The following is a 15,399-nucleotide window of genomic DNA, read 5'->3' as shown; positions in this document are numbered from 1 at the left end:
AAGTTTGCGTGAAAAGTAATCTAAATTCGGCTTTCGTTCCGTTTCTAGTGGGCAACAACAATTCTCCCCCAGGAAATGAGGAACTTTAAGATGAAAAAATTGAATCTTCTTACCCTAGCAATGACGTTTGCTTCAGGTTTGGCTTTAACTGGCGTCGCAATTGCTGATCATCACGGTGGCGATCGCCAGAAAGAGCGTTCTGAATACGGTTCAAAAGATTACAGCGATAAGAAAAAAGGGACGATCGCTGAGATTGCGGCAAACAATGGTAGCTTCAACACCTTAGTTGCAGCGCTTGATGCTGCTGACTTGGTAGACGTACTGGCTGGAGAAGGGCCATTTACAGTATTTGCGCCGACCGATGAAGCCTTTGCGCAATTACCAGAAGGCACGGTTGAAAGCTTGTTACAGCCAGAAAACCGCGACCAGCTCATCGCAATTCTTACTTACCACGTTGTTCCAGGTAAAGTAATGAGTGGTGATATTAATGGCGACACCTACGCAGAAACGGTGCAGGGTAGTTCGTTAAGCATTCGTGCCAGCAGCTACGGCGTGCGCATTAACGATGCTCGTGTTGTGACTGCTGATATCGACGCAGACAACGGCGTTATTCACGTTATTGACAGCGTGCTAATTCCTAGCGAATAAAATTTGTGAGACTCGTGAGACGCAAACGGGCGCTTTTAGCGCCCGTTTTTATTTTTACTCAATGCTTCTACTTGTGCAGTATGTTTCGAGTTAGTCTTCATAGCCCCATGGCGTAGGGGGCAGCTCAACTGGATTAGTCAGATCGAAATCGACACGCAACTCTCGGCCTTCTCGTGTCAGACGGTAACTGAAGAAATTACCCGGATATATATACATGTGCCAGGTATTCCAGATCGATTGTGGGATTTGACGACGAATGAAGTCTTCTTTTGAGTATTGATCGGCCGGAAATGATTGCGCGAATTCCCAACCGGCATCAACAGTATGGCCGCCATACATGGTGCCATCATCGTCGCTACCATCAGGCTGGCGATGATCATGCTTCAAAGAAATACCTGAACCCGTCTTGGTTAGAATCCAAGTCCGACTATGGTTATCGCCAATGTGAAACGGAATCCGCAGCTCATTATCACTACATTCACGTACGTGCATCACGAGTCGATTCTCAGTAAAGGTTTCTACCCCTTTAAAATTGTCTTCGACCACTTGACCTTCGAACGCTTGTCCACAGTATTGTCGGATATTGTCAAAAAATGCGTCGTGAGTGGGGATTGAAACTGTGCTACTTAACATGAATGCCGCAACGATACTCATAGTAAACCTTCTTATTGGGTGATTTAATCAGTCCTAACCATAACAAAATGGTGGTCAAAGCGGAAATCCGACCTTGAAATGTTTTTTAACGATTTCGTTACACCTGATTACAACAAATTTGCTATGCTTAGAGTCTTAAGAATCAATCATAGTATTGCTAGCAGGGCATAAGCTATCCATCTTTTCGAGGTAGAAGGCAATTATGGCAGAGCAGTTACCAGCACTTCCAGGGATGTTAATACGTGCAGTGCCGACTATGGTCAGCCGCAAAAAAGTCTTACAAGAAGAACCACAGGATCTTCAATTCTCCTTCCAGCTTGAGGCCTTTGAGCGCAGTCACATTGAAAAATACCATGCTATGTTTCCGGGTATGGTGAGCTCGATCCCGCTCACTTATTTCTATTTAGCTGCACAACGAGCGCATTTAGCAGCGATGCTGGATCCTCACTTTCCGTGGCCAATTCTCGGCATGGTGCATGTCGCTAATCGTATGGAACAACTAGCTGAAATACGCGAAGAGCAGGGGTATCGCCTTAATGTGACGATTGAAATGCCGGAACGTGCCGCGACTAAAAAACGGGTGCGGCCGCTTTATCGAGTGGAGTTTTTCCAAGGCGATGAACTCGTGGTCGAGTGTCTCTCAACCTACCAAGTAGGTGGTGGTGAACCGCCTGCACGTGGTCGTCGACGGGAAATGCCTGCACCAGAACTCGACGGGTACACAGATACCGGTCTATGGCAGCTCAATAGTGAGCTCGGTCGGCATTATGCAACATTATCGGGTGACTTTAACCCAATTCATTTACACCCGTGGCTCTCACGTTGGTTTGGGTTTGCGAGGCCAATTATCCACGGCATGTATTCCGTTGCGCGCGCACAAGCCAAGCTTGAACAAGAATTACAGAGACCCGTTACGATGATGGATGTCGTCTTCCGTCGACCGCTCATTCTCCCGGCTGAAGCGCATTTCTACTACGCGGACACGTCGTCGAAGTTCATAGTGACTGATGCAAAAGCTAGCAAAGCGTTTCTCGATGGGACGTTTGCGTTAAAAGAACACGTGAAACAATAATAAAATCAATTATTAAAACATGAGGGAAGCCTGCATGAGTAGTGCTTTAATTTGGATCATCATTGGCGTTGTTCTAATTATTTCAGAATTATTAGCGACCAGTGTCATTGCTGTATTTCTTGGCATTGGCGCCATTGTTACTGGCATTCTACTGCAGTTCGGAATAATCGAATCGTCGAGCGCTCAGTACATCGTTTTTGGTTCGGTCAGCCTTATTATGCTATTGACCGCACGCGGTAAGTTTAAGCGATGGTTTCGTGGTTATACCGCCAATGCGGGTGAGCACGGCATGGTCTTTCAGAAAGATTTGGGTGAGCGGGTGACTGTCCACACAACTTTTGTGAATGGAGCCGGACGCGTTGTTTTGAATGGCGTGCAGTGGGACGCATACAGCGACGATGCCTTAGAGAAAGGTGATGTCGCTTGGGTTGAACGCAATGAAGGCATTAAGCTAAAAGTTACAAAAACAAAACTAAGTCAATAAGTTAAACGGATTGAATTATGCTGATTTGTTTATGTGGCATGATAAATAATCACAACACGCAAGGTAAGGGACAAAAATGGAAGAACTTCAAATAGGTACGGTTTTATCGTTTGGTTTTGCGATTGCCGTTATCATCATTATCGTCAAAACCGCACGCATCGTGCCGCAACGTTCGAACTATGTCGTTGAGCGTCTCGGTAAATATAGCCGGACTTTGGATTCAGGTTTCCATATCCTAATCCCGTTTATTGATAAAGTTTCCTATATTCACACGCTTAAAGAAGAAGTGATTGATGTCGAACGGCAAGCTTGTGTGACTAAAGACAACATTCAAGTTGGTATCAATGGTGTGTTGTACATCCAAGTCATCGATGCCTACAAAGCCAGTTACGGGATTAACGACTACCGCTATGCGGCGTCACAACTGGCACAAACCACAATGCGTTCAGTAATCGGTCAAACCGACCTCGATAAAACCTTTGAAGAACGTGCAGCTATTAACGAAGAAGTTGTGAAAGCACTTGATGAAGCAGCGTCACCTTGGGGTATTAAGGTATTGCGTTACGAAATTTCCGACATTGAGCTGCCCGCATCAATCAAGGACGCGCTCGAGCAACAAATGCGTGCAGAGCGTGAACGTCGAGCTGCGATTGCGAAATCTGAAGGTGAACGCCAAGCCATGATTAACGTTTCTGAAGGTAATCGCCAAGAAGTGATTAACTTGTCAGAAGCTGAGAAGCAAAAGCAAATTAACGAAGCTGAAGGTCGTGCACGTGAGATTGAATTGATTGCGCAAGCAACCGCAGAAGGTTTGCGTAAAATTGCCAATGCGATTAGCGAGCCAGGCGGTAAAGACGCCGTAAACTTGCGTGTCGCTGAGCAATATGTGAAGGAGTTCGGCAATTTAGCGAAGGCCAATAACACCATGATTATTCCAGCTGAACTTGCGAATATTGGTGGTGCGGTTGCCGGAATTACCGAAGTACTGAAACAAACCCAGTCACGTGGTTAATGCGTTAGTGGTGTTTAGCAACTCTTCGCTCTAACTGCAGAAATCTAAGTACTGAAATCTAAGTACTGAAATCTAAGTGTGGAGTTCTAATTACAGAGTCCTGAGTAAAGAGATCGCAGTAAAGAGAGCTAAGCACAGAAAAGAATGAAAGCCTCAAACGAAATTGTTTGGGGCTTTTTTGTGGGCGTGTACATGAATAGTAGGAGGAGTGTAACTAGGTTCGGAGGCTAGAGGCTAATCCATAAAGATTGATATAATCGTTAATTTAACATAATATACATTATGCGAATACATATATTAATTGCTAGGAAGGCTTGTCATCGTATGTTTTCTCGCCAAACGGATGCATTCCATGACTTTACTGAGATTTTACGTGTTAACATTTGAGACTTAATGGAAGCACGTCTAGACTTGCTGATGTTCCCGGTAACGCTAAGTTACCCAAATAAAGGAAGGAAATATATGAAAAACAAATCTGCGAAATCTTTACTGATCGGTTCTGCTATTGTTGGTGCACTTGCTTTAGGCTCAGCATCTGCGTCGGAGACGCCATGGCACAACTACATTAGCGGTGGTTATTATGATTTCGGCGATAGCGGTTTTTTCATTGACGGTGCGGCTCAAGTGAATGAACAATTCGTTCTTAATGCCGAAATTGGTGACACGAACTTCACCAGCGTACGTATTGGTGGTCGTTTCTTAACGGGTGTCGATTTAGGTACAGCACCGCTATTCTTAAGTCTTGGTTATGCTGATTATTCGCGTGGCTTTGACGGTGTGTATTTCGGTGCTGGTATTACGCATCCGCTAGATACCAATATCCACAGTATTTTCGAATTAAACCACGATACAGCTGGTGATGGCTTTTGGCGTTTCCGCAGTGGTTTGATGTACCATCTAAACGAGAATCTCTCGGTACAAGGCAGCTACAGCTTAAATACCGACAGCGTTCGCAACGAATTTAAGCTGGGTGTTGCTTATCGCTTCTAATGAGCCAGCGAATGTTTAGATGAACATGTTCATAAGCAAAAAGCCCCGATATTCGGGGCTTTTTACTTGCTCACACAGCTATTTACTCAATCTAGCTAAAATCGGTAACTCACAGCAAGAAATAAACTTCGTGTTGAGCGCCCTCTTACCATTGGACTATTGCGAATGGAGCCGTCGTTGCGAGCGATTGTATAGCTCGCAACAGCGCTGAATTGTGGTGTGAAATACCGATACACATTAAGTCCAAGTAATGGGCTTATCGCGTCGGACGGTTGGTATTCAGCTAGCCCAGAGCGCTGTGCTTCAGCGGCACTCACTGCATAGTAATAACGAACGTAGCTACGACTATAGTAATTAAAGCCAATCTCTGGCGTAACTTGCCAAGCCTGACCCGGGCGATTCAAGGGGTAACCATAGCGAAAATTAAACAGTTGCCCTTCATGACGTCCCGTAATGTCGGTCTTTAAATGTGACGAGAACACACCGTAACGACTACTGTAACGGTGTTGTAAGCCAAGCGTTAGACTTAGGTTTCGACGATCCAATTGCTGCATTTGTGCATCAGTAGACTCCGCAGGACGGAAGCGAAACAGCTCGCCATTCAAGGTTAATGCCAGTTGTTGCTGGCGATCTCGTTGCAAATACCAACCCGCGGTAAGACCACGAAGATAAAATTGTTCGCCCTCGTAACCAAGAAAAGGTACTGCCACTGAATCTGCGCTTAGTCCGCGATAGCTTTGGTTCGACGAAACATACGCAGCACCAGCGCTTAGGCCTTGCGGTGGTCCTGTCATCACGGGTTCATCCGCAGACGCATGAGCTTCCGATGTCATTATGGCTGAGGCAAGCGTTAAGGCCAGGACTGCTTGTGCTATGGGGCTTTCCATTAACGTTTTACGGTAGTTAGGTACACGGGTCATCAATGACCTCCTCTATTCCAATCGGTCGGTTTGTTGGCGACGGTAGACATTCATGTCATTCAGCATTGCGTAACATGCGAGAAGCTTCACGCAGCACCGTGATTCACGTATGATACGGCAATCTTTGTGGCTTAGTTTATATTTAACATAGATTTTTATGTTCTGGCTTCGTTGTGAACTTAACGGTATGTTAAAAGTTCATTGGCGCTCTTGCTTTAAATATGTGTCCAGCCACTGCTAGCAAACGGAATCAAATCGATACATGACAACCTCGCAAACTTCGGAACTCAATTCAGAACAGCAGATACAAGCAAAACGGCAAAAGCTTAGGTTGCTTGTCGAACAGTTACAAGCCGATGTTAGGCCATGGCTAGAACATTTGCCCGCCGTGTCTAATCCCGATCCCTTGGTTGGTCAAACACGCGCAACAACGGCAATTGCAAGAGCACAGCAAATTCGCTCCAATCTTTCGCATATCTACATGGCTACCCCTGCGGGCGTCATTGTTGAGGACGTGCTCGATACAATGAGTCAACGGCAACAATGGAGTTGCGCGAACTTACGTGATTGGGTTTATTTAGCGAATCCAAGTGATGAGCGTGCACCTATTTGTGTGAGCTTGCCGCCAGGAACCGCAGAAGCAGCGCTGACTGGCCTCTGGGAATATTTAGAACAAGCACCTGAGCAACGCGAAGTTAAGTATCAAGAATTAATTGATAACTTTAGCTCCGCTGAATTCCGACACTATTTAGATTTAGTCAAAACCATGTCGTTCGATGATATTCCTGGCTCCGAACTAGCCACAGTAATCGTCTCCCATACTGAACGCAAGGCGTGGTATTTTTGTGATCGGGTGTCGCAAACGACTTTATTTGGCGATATCCGCCTGCAAAGTGTCGAAGGCACAATTAGTACGGAATTACATTTAATTAAACCAGGCGCAGTATTAAAAGCGAATGGCGGCACCCTTGTCGTCAATGCATTGCAGCTGTTAACGCAACCGGACCTTTGGAACCAATTAAAGCACGTGTTACGCACGGGCAAATTTGAATGGGCGCAGCCGACAGCGCAGCAAACTGCAATCCATTATGAACCTGATCCGGTTCCGATCGACCTTAAAGTCATTCTCGTCGGTGGGCGCGAGCTGTATAGCCAGCTTAAAGACCTCGATGGCGAGTTTTCTAATCTATTCCCCTACTTTGCTGAGCTTAGTTCTTACTACCCAACTAAGAAAGAGCCAGTTGCGCCCTATTTCGACTTTCTGACCTATGTCCAAAATCGCGCGCGCTGCCGTCCTTTAACGGCTGACGCAATTGCTGAACTATTAGCCACAGCGTCGCGATTTACTGAGCACCAACATGAGCTGAGCTTAGATGCGGTAATGTTAGTGCAGCTTCTTGAAGAAGCGGAGGTACTCGCTGCCTTAGAGGGCGAACCGAATATATCCGCTGAACATTTGCGCGAAGCTGAACGTGAAAGCGAGCATCGAGACCGTTTGTTAGCAGAATTGAACTGGCAGTCGATTTTAGAGCAACAAATCAAAATTGACACCGACGGCGAAGTTATTGGCCAAATTAATGGACTTACAGTTGTCCATATGGGCGGTGTCGAGTTTGGCGAGCCTTCACGAATAACGACAACTATCCATTATGGTGACGGCGACATTATCGATATCGAACGCAAAGCTGAGCTCAGTGGCGCGATTCATACCAAAGGTATCATGATTCTGACGGCCTATTTGGCTAACCTGTTTGCTCGCCAAGAACCAATGCCGTTGTCTGCGACTTTAGTGTTCGAGCAGTCGTATCATGAAGTCGACGGCGATAGCGCATCATTGGCGGAACTCTGCTGCTTGGTATCCGCATTGAGTGAACTGCCGATTCAACAAACCATTGCTGTAACCGGTGCTATTGACCAGTTTGGTAATGTCCAAGCAATTGGCGGGATTAATCAAAAAATTCAAGGCTACTTTGAAATCTGCAAACGCCGTGGCTTAAATGGTAAGCATGCGGTGATTGTGCCGCAGTCAAATGTGATGAATATCCACTTAAGCCCTGAGGTGCGCGCAGCAGTTTTAGCCAACCAGTTTTCGATCTATGCGGTATCACATGCAACAGAAGCGTTCGAGTTATTGATGCAAACCCCATGTGGCGAAGCGCTGAAATTCGATGACCAAACCATCTTTGGGCTGATCTATCGGCGCCTACAAACAGCGTTAGCCGCTCAACAAAGCAGTCCGGAACCATGGTGGAAACGCTTATTTTCCGGTCGCCGTGCTGAGAATTCTGCAGAAAACTAACTGTTCGGACTTGTTAGGCGTACATGTGTTCGCTAATCTTGGCACCTGATTTTATTTTCAATGTAGTGCCTACGCAAAAACGTGGGCCCATCAGGTGACAATTTATGCAATCGAGTTATACCCGTGAAGAACTTTTAGCTTGTAGCCGCGGCGAAATGTTTGGCCCAGGCAATAGTCAATTACCTGCGCCTAATATGCTCATGATGGATCGTATTACGATCATGAATGATGATGGCGGTGACCATGGTCTTGGCTATATCGAAGCTGAACTCGACATTCACCCAGACCTGTGGTTCTTTGCCTGTCACTTCCCAGGTGACCCGGTGATGCCCGGTTGTTTAGGTCTTGACGCCCTGTGGCAAACTCTCGGTTTCTTCCTTGCTTGTTCTGGCGGTCCAGGGCGCGGTCGTGCGTTGGGTGTCGGTGAGGTTAAATTTACCGGACAAGTTTTGCCAACAGCAAAAAAAGTTACGTATAAGATTCATATGAAACGCGTTGTGAAGCGCCGTTTGTTTATGGGTATTGGTGATGGCTATGTGGAAGTGGACGGTCGTTTAATTTACGAGGCGAAAGACCTCAAAGTTGGCCTGTTTACTGACACTTCAGGCTTCTAAAAGCCTGCGACTGTACTAAGTTCGCTGCTTTTGCTCGATACAACAAAGCCCCCAAATGTGGGGGCTTTTCTCGTTAACCAATAGAACGTCTTATATTCGGAAGAGTCCGTCGGTTCGGGCTTCGATTGCGTCTCGCCAGCCTCCCAACCATTGTGAGCGTACATCGCTATTTTGATAAGGACAGGTTTCTTTTGAGCGGCCTGATACGCCGGCTTTAAAACCTTGAGAATGCGCACGTTCCATCCGGTCACGTTTTTGTCTTCTCATTATACTTTCCTCTCTGTTTTCATTGTACTCAGTATTGCCTTGAACAATACTTGCGATACCTCGTTGTTCGCATGTGCGAAGTAAACGAGTTGGTGAAACTTTGGAAAATAGCTCCTATTTTTTGTGGAATTGAGAATTGTCTAGATTTGGTTACGGCAGTTAATTTTTCTTCCGTACTTATATGGATAGTGATTTAGGCAGGAAAGTTCAATATAAAAAACGGAACCTCAGCACTGTTTTTGATTAACGTGTTGAGGTTCCGTTGAATTTTAGGTTAGACCAATAAAGACTAACGCTTTGACTTTTGGCGACGTATCGCTATAAGTGAGAAAAAGCCAAGAAACGCAAGCCAAACCGGGTGAAAAGCTGCGCCTTTGCGACTCGTTTGATCATCACTTTGCTCTTGGCAACCGGTTTCGCTGCTATCTGGCGTTAAGATCAAGGTTCGCAAACGGTTCACATTGACAGGTTCACCATCAACACTGACTTCCATGTTGCGCACTGCGGTCACAACAATCTCACCGTTATCATTGATTGCAACTGCTTCATTGATGTTGTAACCACTGTTACACGGCAGAAACGAATTCAAGTCATAAGTCATATCGGTATTTATGTCGTATAAAAAGCCGACATTCCGAGCTTGAACGCCTTGCACTGAGCGTAATGTTGCGGCGCCCACCACCTGACCGTGGTTATTAATTGCGCGCGGCGTCCAGTTCGTATCCACAAATAGACCGTTAGGGAATACTGCTTCCCCCGGTCCATTGCTGACGTCCATATAAAACATGCGCTGACGCTGAACACCGAAAGCAAATACGGTTGCTGAACCAACAGCAATATTTGCATTATTGACGTCAATAAATGAGCTTACATCGCGATAAGGGCTGTCGTCAGCAAAGCCTTTGACGACACCTTCGTCCGTGAATAGCGTTGCGCGCGTAAACGCACCTTGCACGAGTTGGCGAACTGAACTACCGACGATGATACCATTGTCATTGATCGCATTCGCCATACTGACATAGCGCACGGTTTGCCATGGGTCTTCTTCATCTTCCTCTGGATCGAAAGCGACGCCAAACGAACGTGAGTCGAGCACATCGCCTGTTGCACTTAGTTCCCACACAAAGGCGCGTTCTTCGGTAATTGGGGCATTGACACCAACACGCGAGCTATTGTTGTACCAGAAGCGGTACAGGCATGCAGAAAGCGGCTCAAGGTTAATCGCTTCGCCATCTTCGTCAACCTCGGTTGTGCACTGCTCGTAAATTTGTTCTAGGCGGACGCCATTTAAGAAGGTTCCAAACCCAACCGCTACGTTATTGTTGTTGATATCGGTAAACCCAGACACGCCACCGAGAATTTTATCTGGGTCGGTGCCGACTAATTTAAATTCAACACCGTCAGTCCATGCTGCAACTGGAAAGCCGTCACGCAAATGAAAACGTGCTTCTTCACCTTCTAGGTCAGTCCCCTCGCCCCAGTAGAAAGGCAATGCAGATTGTCCTACCATAATTCCTTGATCGTTGATTGCACGAAGACGCAAATCAACACTGTCGGTGCGCAGGCCGGTTTCAGAGTCAAGACTATCAAACCCTGCTACTTCACTTAGGTTTCCGCCTTGAAAGAGATAACCAAGCTCAACCGCAATCTTTTGGAACTTTGGATTGCCACCAATTTGTGTACCATTGATCAATGCATTGCGAACTCGCAATTGTTGTTCTTCGGTCAAGTCAGTCATGTCGACATCTTCACCTAGAAACGGGAAATCTTCAGGATCAAGTAATTCAAAGCGAATATTCTGATTACGAAGGTCAGCGAGTTGACCAACAATTTGTCCTTGGTTGTTCAAATCGCGAGGTACTGTATGCAGGACACCATCGACACTGCCGATGTCGGTGACTCGGTAGCCTACATCTGCATGTGCCATGCTCAAAGAAGTGGCGGCTAGCGCTGCAATAGCTAGTGAAATCTTAGTTCTGCGCATTTAATTACCTTGTAAGTTTTCTAAATAATCCCAACGCTCAAGAGCTTCCATCAGCATTTGCTCCACGGTGGCGAAGCGTTCGGTAATTGGTTGCGTCTGCTCAACCGGTTTGCGGAAAAACTCAGGATCATTGATCTGTTGTTGTAACAATTCTAGCTCTGCTTCTAATTCGTCAATTTGTTTTGGCAGCAGCTCTAATTCCCTCTTTAATTTGTATGATAACTTGTTCGAGCTCTTAGCTAAAGAGGATTGCTTGTCTGAGTGCTCGCTGGTTGAAATAGTTCCTTTTTCTTTCGCTTTTTCCGACACTTCTTGTTGTGCAGCTTGGTAATGAGCCACTTCATTGAAGCCACCGACTATCTCTGTGACTTTCCCAGCACCTTCAAAAAGCAATACAGACGTTGCTGTGTTGTCAATAAATTCTCGGTCATGGCTAACAACAAATACGGTTCCCGGATACTCAACAACGACCTGCTCTAATAGTTCAAGGGTATCGATGTCGAGGTCGTTAGTCGGTTCGTCCAATACTAATAAGTTGCTTTCGCGAAGTAAGATTTTTGCCAGCATCACGCGGTTTTTCTCACCGCCAGATAACGCTCGGACTGGCATCTGCGCTTGCTGTGGTGAGAATAAGAAGTCCTGCAAGTAACTAAAGATATGACGTGTACGCCCGCCGTGAGTAACTTCTTTCTTACCCTCAGCAACGTTATCTGCGACCGAAAGGTTTTCATCGAGTAATTGCCGGTGCTGGTCGAAGTATGCAACTTGTAAATTAGTGCCAAGTTTGTAGGTGCCGCTTTGCGGCTCTAAGTCGCCCAAGATACAGCGAATCAAACTACTTTTACCGCAGCCGTTCGGCCCAACGAGTGCTAACTTATCACCACGTTGAATCGTGATTGTTAAATTTTCAATCAATGTCTTATCGCCAAAGCCCAATGCCAAGTCTTTAGCTTCGAAAACCACCTTGCCTGAACGTTCCGACGTTGTGCTATCGAACTTCACTTGACCTTGTACTTGTCGCCGTTGCGAGCGCTGTTTCCGTAGCTCTTGTAGCGCACGTACGCGGCCTTCATTGCGTGTGCGACGGGCTTTAATTCCCTGCCGGATCCAAACTTCTTCTTGAGCTAATTTCTTATCAAACTCAGCATTCTGACTAGCTTCAACCTCGAGTAAACGTTGTTTCTCCACGAGAAAAGCTGCGTAATCCCCTGGAAAGCTAGTTAACGTGCCGCGATCAAGGTCAACGATTCGAGTTGCCAAGCGACGAATAAACGCCCGGTCATGGCTGATAAAAATAATCGCCCCACGAAATTCGAGCAGCATATTCTCAAGCCATTTAACGGCGTTGACGTCAAGGTGGTTGGTCGGCTCGTCAAGGAGCAAAATATCTGGATTGGTTGCCAAGGCCCGTGCAAGTGCAGCACGGCGCAGCCAACCGCCGGATAAATTCGCCATCGCCTGCGCGCCATCGAGACTTAAGCGACTTAAGACTTGTTCGACTTGAGTTTGTAACTGCCAGCCTTGAGCCGCTTCGATACGACTTTGAATCTGCGTTAATTTACTTAATGCTGCTGCGTCATCAGGGTGGTTCGCTAAGCGCTGACTGAGCTCTTGATACTGCTCTAATAAGGCGCCAGTTTCCGCGAAAGCACCGATCACATAGTGAAAGACACTGCCTTCGGTGCGCGGCGGCGGATCTTGCGGTAACATCGCGACACGTGTATTGCCGACATAGTGCAATTCACCACCGTCGAGTTGAAGATCCCCTTGCAATACTTTCAATAAACTTGATTTACCAGCACCGTTTCGGCCAGTAATACACACACGTTCACCCTGCTCCACGACCAATTCAGCTTGATCGAGAACGGGCGCGGTGCCAAACGCAAGTTGGGCGTTAGCTAAGCGCAGAACAACACTCATGATTGCAAAAATTCCTTCAACTTCTCCGCCTGAAACGGCCACTTCAATTCTTGTTCGTCACTGCCACGGATTAGCACGGGTACCAAGGTGGCGTACTCTTCTAGCAGATCAGCATCTGTCGCGATGTCGACTACCCCGAGCTCAATCGGCTCTTCTAGCTCAGTGAGGTGAATAATCTGAATAGCTTGGATACAGAGTGGACAGTTGTCCTTCGTCAACAAATAGAAACTACGCATGACGCAAATACCAACAGTAATGAATCGCTCGCTGTTTCGCGAAGTCAGGCGGAATACTGTCACGGGTGTGATCTTCACTCACTAAACCAAGTGCAGCGAGTTCCTCGCTAGCAAGCTTAAAACCGCGCTTATTGGTGGTGAAAATAAGTAAACCATTCTTACTCAGTAATGATTTCGCTGCGCGAAGAATCGCAACATGGTCGCGTTGCACGTCAAAGACATCACTCATACGCTTTGAATTCGAAAACGTTGGTGGGTCGATAAAGATTAAATCCCATTGTTCTGGTTCAGCTTGCGTACTTTGCTCTTCGAGCCATTTCACACAGTCCGCTTGGATAAACTCGTGACGATTAATCGTCAGATGGTTTAAACGGAAGTTATCTTTCGCCCAATTCAAATAGGTTTTTGATAAATCAACCGTGGTAATTTGCTCTGCACCACCTAACCCTGCATGCACCGATGCCGAGCCTGTATAAGCGAACAAGTTAAGCACGCGTTTACCCATTGCGCGTTTTTGAATATCTTTACGCACCCAGCGATGATCGAGAAATAACCCGGTATCAAGATAGTCGGTGAGGTTCACAAGGAACTTAGCGTTATACTCTTGAACTTCAATCATAACGCCTTCTTCAGCAACGCGATTATACTGAGACTCGCCTTTCTGACGTTGGCGTTGCCGGGTATGTATCTTGTCAGCATCAATCGGTAAGCTATCGAGTACGGCTTCAATGATTTGCCACCAACGTTTCTCGGTGACTTGCACCGGGATATTTGCAGGTGCTGCATATTCTTGAATAATCAAATGACCATCGTAAAAATCAATGGCAGCATTAAACTCAGGAATATCGGCGTCATACACTCGAAAACAGTTAACCCCTTCTTTGGCTGCCCATTTTTCCCGTGCTTGCCAATTCTTAAGTAATCGGTTTTGTAATGCTTCAACTTCTGGTCGAGCAAACTCTTCTTGCTCATCATTGAGTTGCAGAATTGCGAGCAAAACAGAAATACCACCGTTATTCAGTTTGTATTTTTTTTCAGTGCGAATACGCATCGCTTTAATCATGGCTTCATCTGGTGCCAAAATTGCCGCTCGCCAACCTGGAATGCCTTTACGTAACTGACGCCCGAAATCGCGGTAGAAACGCCAAGCGCTGAAGGTATTGCCGAGCCGCTCGCCATAAGGTGGGTTCGCCAACATTAAACCGCTACTGGCGTGACGGTAACGCTTCAATACCCAGTCAGCTGTTGCATTGCCCTGCTCGATTTTAATCAAATCATCAAATTCAAGCGCATGAATATTCTGTTGTGCTGCTTGCACAATCTGTGCATCTTCTTCAACACCATGAAATTGCGTTTTGCATGCAGCACGGCCGCGCTCAAAACGTTCTTGCGCCGCAGCTTTAACGTCATTCCAGACTTGCGCTTTGTGTCCACGCCAAGCGTTGAACCCCCAATCGCTGCGCCCCAAACCGGGTGCTCGGTCAGTGGCGACCATGGCTGCTTCGATTAATAGAGTCCCTGAACCACAGGTTGGGTCCGCAATTAACGCAGGCCACTGGTCTGGTGCAAGAATTGCTGATTCGGTTAGTCCAGCTCTTTGCACCAATGCGGCAGCTAATGTCTCGCGAATTGGAGCTGCGCCTTTGGCTTGTCGATAACCGCGCTCGTGTAGGCCACTGCCGGCCAAATCAAGGTAAATCGTTACTTCACTCTTATGTAAGTAACCTTGGATATTAATTTCCGGGCGCTGCACGGCTACATCAGGACGCCGCAAGCCACGGCGGCGAAATGAATCGACGACACCGTCCTTAATGACTTGTGCTGAAAATTGTGTATTTTTGAGTGTTTCGCTCGTGCCGTTGAAGCGCACCGCAAAGGTATTGCGCTCATTAAAAATCTCGGGCCAGTCAAACTGGGCGGCAACTTTCTCCAATCCGTAGCGATCGTGAACTTCGCCTGCGGTTAAGCGCATGAGTACACGGCTGCCGAGTCGACTCCATAAACATAATTCATAACCCAATTGGAGGCTACCAGTGCAATGAACACCTGAATTGGTGGCTTTCACTTGTTCGCCACCAAGACTTGTTACTTCGGCGAGTAAAAGCTCTTCAAGGCCTCTCCCGCAGGGAATAAAATACTCAAACTGTTGCATGTAAATTTCGCTAATCACAGAGTCAAATTAATAGCGGTCAGTATAACCTAATCACAACGAACTGTCTGTTGCGGCAAGACTAGATAACAGCAAAAGCTGAGTAAAAAGCCAGGTTTTGCTGTTTATTTCAGCAGTTAGACGGCAAAC

At 46.6% G+C, this 15,399-nt stretch carries 14 protein-coding genes; 7 read left to right on the top strand and 7 right to left on the bottom strand.

What is annotated here, in order from left to right:
* Positions 1–90: 90 nt before the first annotated feature.
* On the top strand, positions 91–648 hold the full coding sequence (locus CWE06_RS02105) for a fasciclin domain-containing protein (RefSeq protein WP_126790701.1): 558 nt from the start codon (positions 91–93) through the stop codon (positions 646–648).
* 90 nt (positions 649–738) lie between these two features.
* Here the strand turns inward: CWE06_RS02105 and CWE06_RS02100 are convergent, their stop codons facing one another.
* Positions 739–1,302, bottom strand: coding sequence for a hypothetical protein (locus tag CWE06_RS02100; RefSeq protein WP_126790699.1), 564 nt, complete (start codon positions 1,300–1,302; stop codon positions 739–741).
* 202 nt (positions 1,303–1,504) lie between these two features.
* On the opposite strand from CWE06_RS02100, the gene CWE06_RS02095 reads away from it, so the two are divergent.
* The 4 genes from CWE06_RS02095 (at position 1,505) to CWE06_RS02080 (ending at position 4,860) form a co-directional block, all read left to right on the top strand.
* Positions 1,505–2,374 (top strand): MaoC family dehydratase, encoded by an 870-nt coding sequence (locus tag CWE06_RS02095; protein ID WP_126790697.1) that lies wholly within the window; start codon positions 1,505–1,507, stop codon positions 2,372–2,374.
* 34 nt (positions 2,375–2,408) lie between these two features.
* On the top strand, positions 2,409–2,858 hold the full coding sequence (locus CWE06_RS02090) for an NfeD family protein (RefSeq protein ID WP_126790695.1): 450 nt from the start codon (positions 2,409–2,411) through the stop codon (positions 2,856–2,858).
* A gap of 76 nt (positions 2,859–2,934) precedes the next feature.
* Positions 2,935–3,870 (top strand): SPFH domain-containing protein, encoded by a 936-nt coding sequence (locus tag CWE06_RS02085; protein WP_126790693.1) that lies wholly within the window; start codon positions 2,935–2,937, stop codon positions 3,868–3,870.
* 462 nt (positions 3,871–4,332) lie between these two features.
* Positions 4,333–4,860, top strand: a complete 528-nt coding sequence (locus tag CWE06_RS02080) for an outer membrane beta-barrel protein (RefSeq protein ID WP_126790692.1) — start codon at positions 4,333–4,335, stop codon at positions 4,858–4,860.
* Between the two features lie 95 nt (positions 4,861–4,955).
* On the opposite strand, the gene CWE06_RS02075 is transcribed toward CWE06_RS02080, so the two are convergent.
* Positions 4,956–5,780 (bottom strand): MipA/OmpV family protein, encoded by an 825-nt coding sequence (locus CWE06_RS02075; protein WP_126790690.1) that lies wholly within the window; start codon positions 5,778–5,780, stop codon positions 4,956–4,958.
* Between the two features lie 262 nt (positions 5,781–6,042).
* Between CWE06_RS02075 and CWE06_RS02070 the strand changes: the two genes are divergently transcribed.
* Together CWE06_RS02070 and fabA are read left to right on the top strand one after the other, a co-directional pair.
* Positions 6,043–8,079 (top strand): AAA family ATPase, encoded by a 2,037-nt coding sequence (locus CWE06_RS02070; RefSeq protein WP_126790688.1) that lies wholly within the window; start codon positions 6,043–6,045, stop codon positions 8,077–8,079.
* A 104-nt stretch (positions 8,080–8,183) separates the two neighbouring features.
* On the top strand, positions 8,184–8,693 hold the full coding sequence (gene fabA / locus CWE06_RS02065; RefSeq protein WP_126790686.1) for a 3-hydroxyacyl-[acyl-carrier-protein] dehydratase FabA: 510 nt from the start codon (positions 8,184–8,186) through the stop codon (positions 8,691–8,693).
* A 90-nt stretch (positions 8,694–8,783) separates the two neighbouring features.
* Here fabA and rmf read toward each other — a convergent pair whose 3' ends face one another.
* The 5 genes from rmf to rlmKL all read right to left on the bottom strand — a co-directional run bounded on the left by rmf (position 8,784) and on the right by rlmKL (position 15,252).
* A complete protein-coding gene (gene rmf / locus CWE06_RS02060) occupies positions 8,784–8,960 on the bottom strand; it encodes a ribosome modulation factor (protein WP_126790684.1) in 177 nt (58 codons plus the stop codon).
* 289 nt (positions 8,961–9,249) lie between these two features.
* Positions 9,250–10,944 (bottom strand): DUF3466 family protein, encoded by a 1,695-nt coding sequence (locus tag CWE06_RS02055; protein WP_126790682.1) that lies wholly within the window; start codon positions 10,942–10,944, stop codon positions 9,250–9,252.
* On the bottom strand, positions 10,945–12,864 hold the full coding sequence (uup, locus tag CWE06_RS02050; protein ID WP_126790680.1) for an ATP-binding cassette ATPase Uup: 1,920 nt from the start codon (positions 12,862–12,864) through the stop codon (positions 10,945–10,947).
* Positions 12,861–13,100, bottom strand: a complete 240-nt coding sequence (locus CWE06_RS02045) for a glutaredoxin family protein (protein WP_126790678.1) — start codon at positions 13,098–13,100, stop codon at positions 12,861–12,863. The genes uup and CWE06_RS02045 overlap by 4 nt, the downstream gene beginning before the upstream one ends.
* Positions 13,093–15,252: a bifunctional 23S rRNA (guanine(2069)-N(7))-methyltransferase RlmK/23S rRNA (guanine(2445)-N(2))-methyltransferase RlmL gene (gene rlmKL, locus CWE06_RS02040; RefSeq protein WP_126790676.1), complete on the bottom strand. Its 2,160-nt coding sequence runs from the start codon at positions 15,250–15,252 to the stop codon at positions 13,093–13,095. Before rlmKL ends, CWE06_RS02045 begins: the two co-directional genes overlap by 8 nt.
* Positions 15,253–15,399 lie beyond the last annotated feature (147 nt).

The organism is Aliidiomarina haloalkalitolerans, from assembly GCF_003987315.1.
In the GTDB taxonomy this organism is placed as follows: Bacteria; Pseudomonadota; Gammaproteobacteria; order Enterobacterales; family Alteromonadaceae; genus Aliidiomarina; species Aliidiomarina haloalkalitolerans.
The sequence above is the reverse complement of the archived record's forward strand: the minus strand, read 5'-3'. Positions and strand labels throughout refer to the sequence as shown.

What these genes read in the sequence shown, in the direction of transcription:
- CWE06_RS02105 (WP_126790701.1), top strand. Translation starts at nt 91, where the DNA reads ATGAAAAAATTGAATCTTCTTACCCTAGCAATGACGTTTGCTTCAGGT.
- CWE06_RS02100 (WP_126790699.1), bottom strand. Translation starts at nt 1,302, where the DNA reads ATGAGTATCGTTGCGGCATTCATGTTAAGTAGCACAGTTTCAATCCCC.
- CWE06_RS02095 (WP_126790697.1), top strand. Translation starts at nt 1,505, where the DNA reads ATGGCAGAGCAGTTACCAGCACTTCCAGGGATGTTAATACGTGCAGTG.
- CWE06_RS02090 (WP_126790695.1), top strand. Translation starts at nt 2,409, where the DNA reads ATGAGTAGTGCTTTAATTTGGATCATCATTGGCGTTGTTCTAATTATT.
- CWE06_RS02085 (WP_126790693.1), top strand. Translation starts at nt 2,935, where the DNA reads ATGGAAGAACTTCAAATAGGTACGGTTTTATCGTTTGGTTTTGCGATT.
- CWE06_RS02080 (WP_126790692.1), top strand. Translation starts at nt 4,333, where the DNA reads ATGAAAAACAAATCTGCGAAATCTTTACTGATCGGTTCTGCTATTGTT.
- CWE06_RS02075 (WP_126790690.1), bottom strand. Translation starts at nt 5,780, where the DNA reads ATGACCCGTGTACCTAACTACCGTAAAACGTTAATGGAAAGCCCCATA.
- CWE06_RS02070 (WP_126790688.1), top strand. Translation starts at nt 6,043, where the DNA reads ATGACAACCTCGCAAACTTCGGAACTCAATTCAGAACAGCAGATACAA.
- fabA (WP_126790686.1), top strand. Translation starts at nt 8,184, where the DNA reads ATGCAATCGAGTTATACCCGTGAAGAACTTTTAGCTTGTAGCCGCGGC.
- rmf (WP_126790684.1), bottom strand. Translation starts at nt 8,960, where the DNA reads ATGAGAAGACAAAAACGTGACCGGATGGAACGTGCGCATTCTCAAGGT.
- CWE06_RS02055 (WP_126790682.1), bottom strand. Translation starts at nt 10,944, where the DNA reads ATGCGCAGAACTAAGATTTCACTAGCTATTGCAGCGCTAGCCGCCACT.
- uup (WP_126790680.1), bottom strand. Translation starts at nt 12,864, where the DNA reads ATGAGTGTTGTTCTGCGCTTAGCTAACGCCCAACTTGCGTTTGGCACC.
- CWE06_RS02045 (WP_126790678.1), bottom strand. Translation starts at nt 13,100, where the DNA reads ATGCGTAGTTTCTATTTGTTGACGAAGGACAACTGTCCACTCTGTATC.
- rlmKL (WP_126790676.1), bottom strand. Translation starts at nt 15,252, where the DNA reads ATGCAACAGTTTGAGTATTTTATTCCCTGCGGGAGAGGCCTTGAAGAG.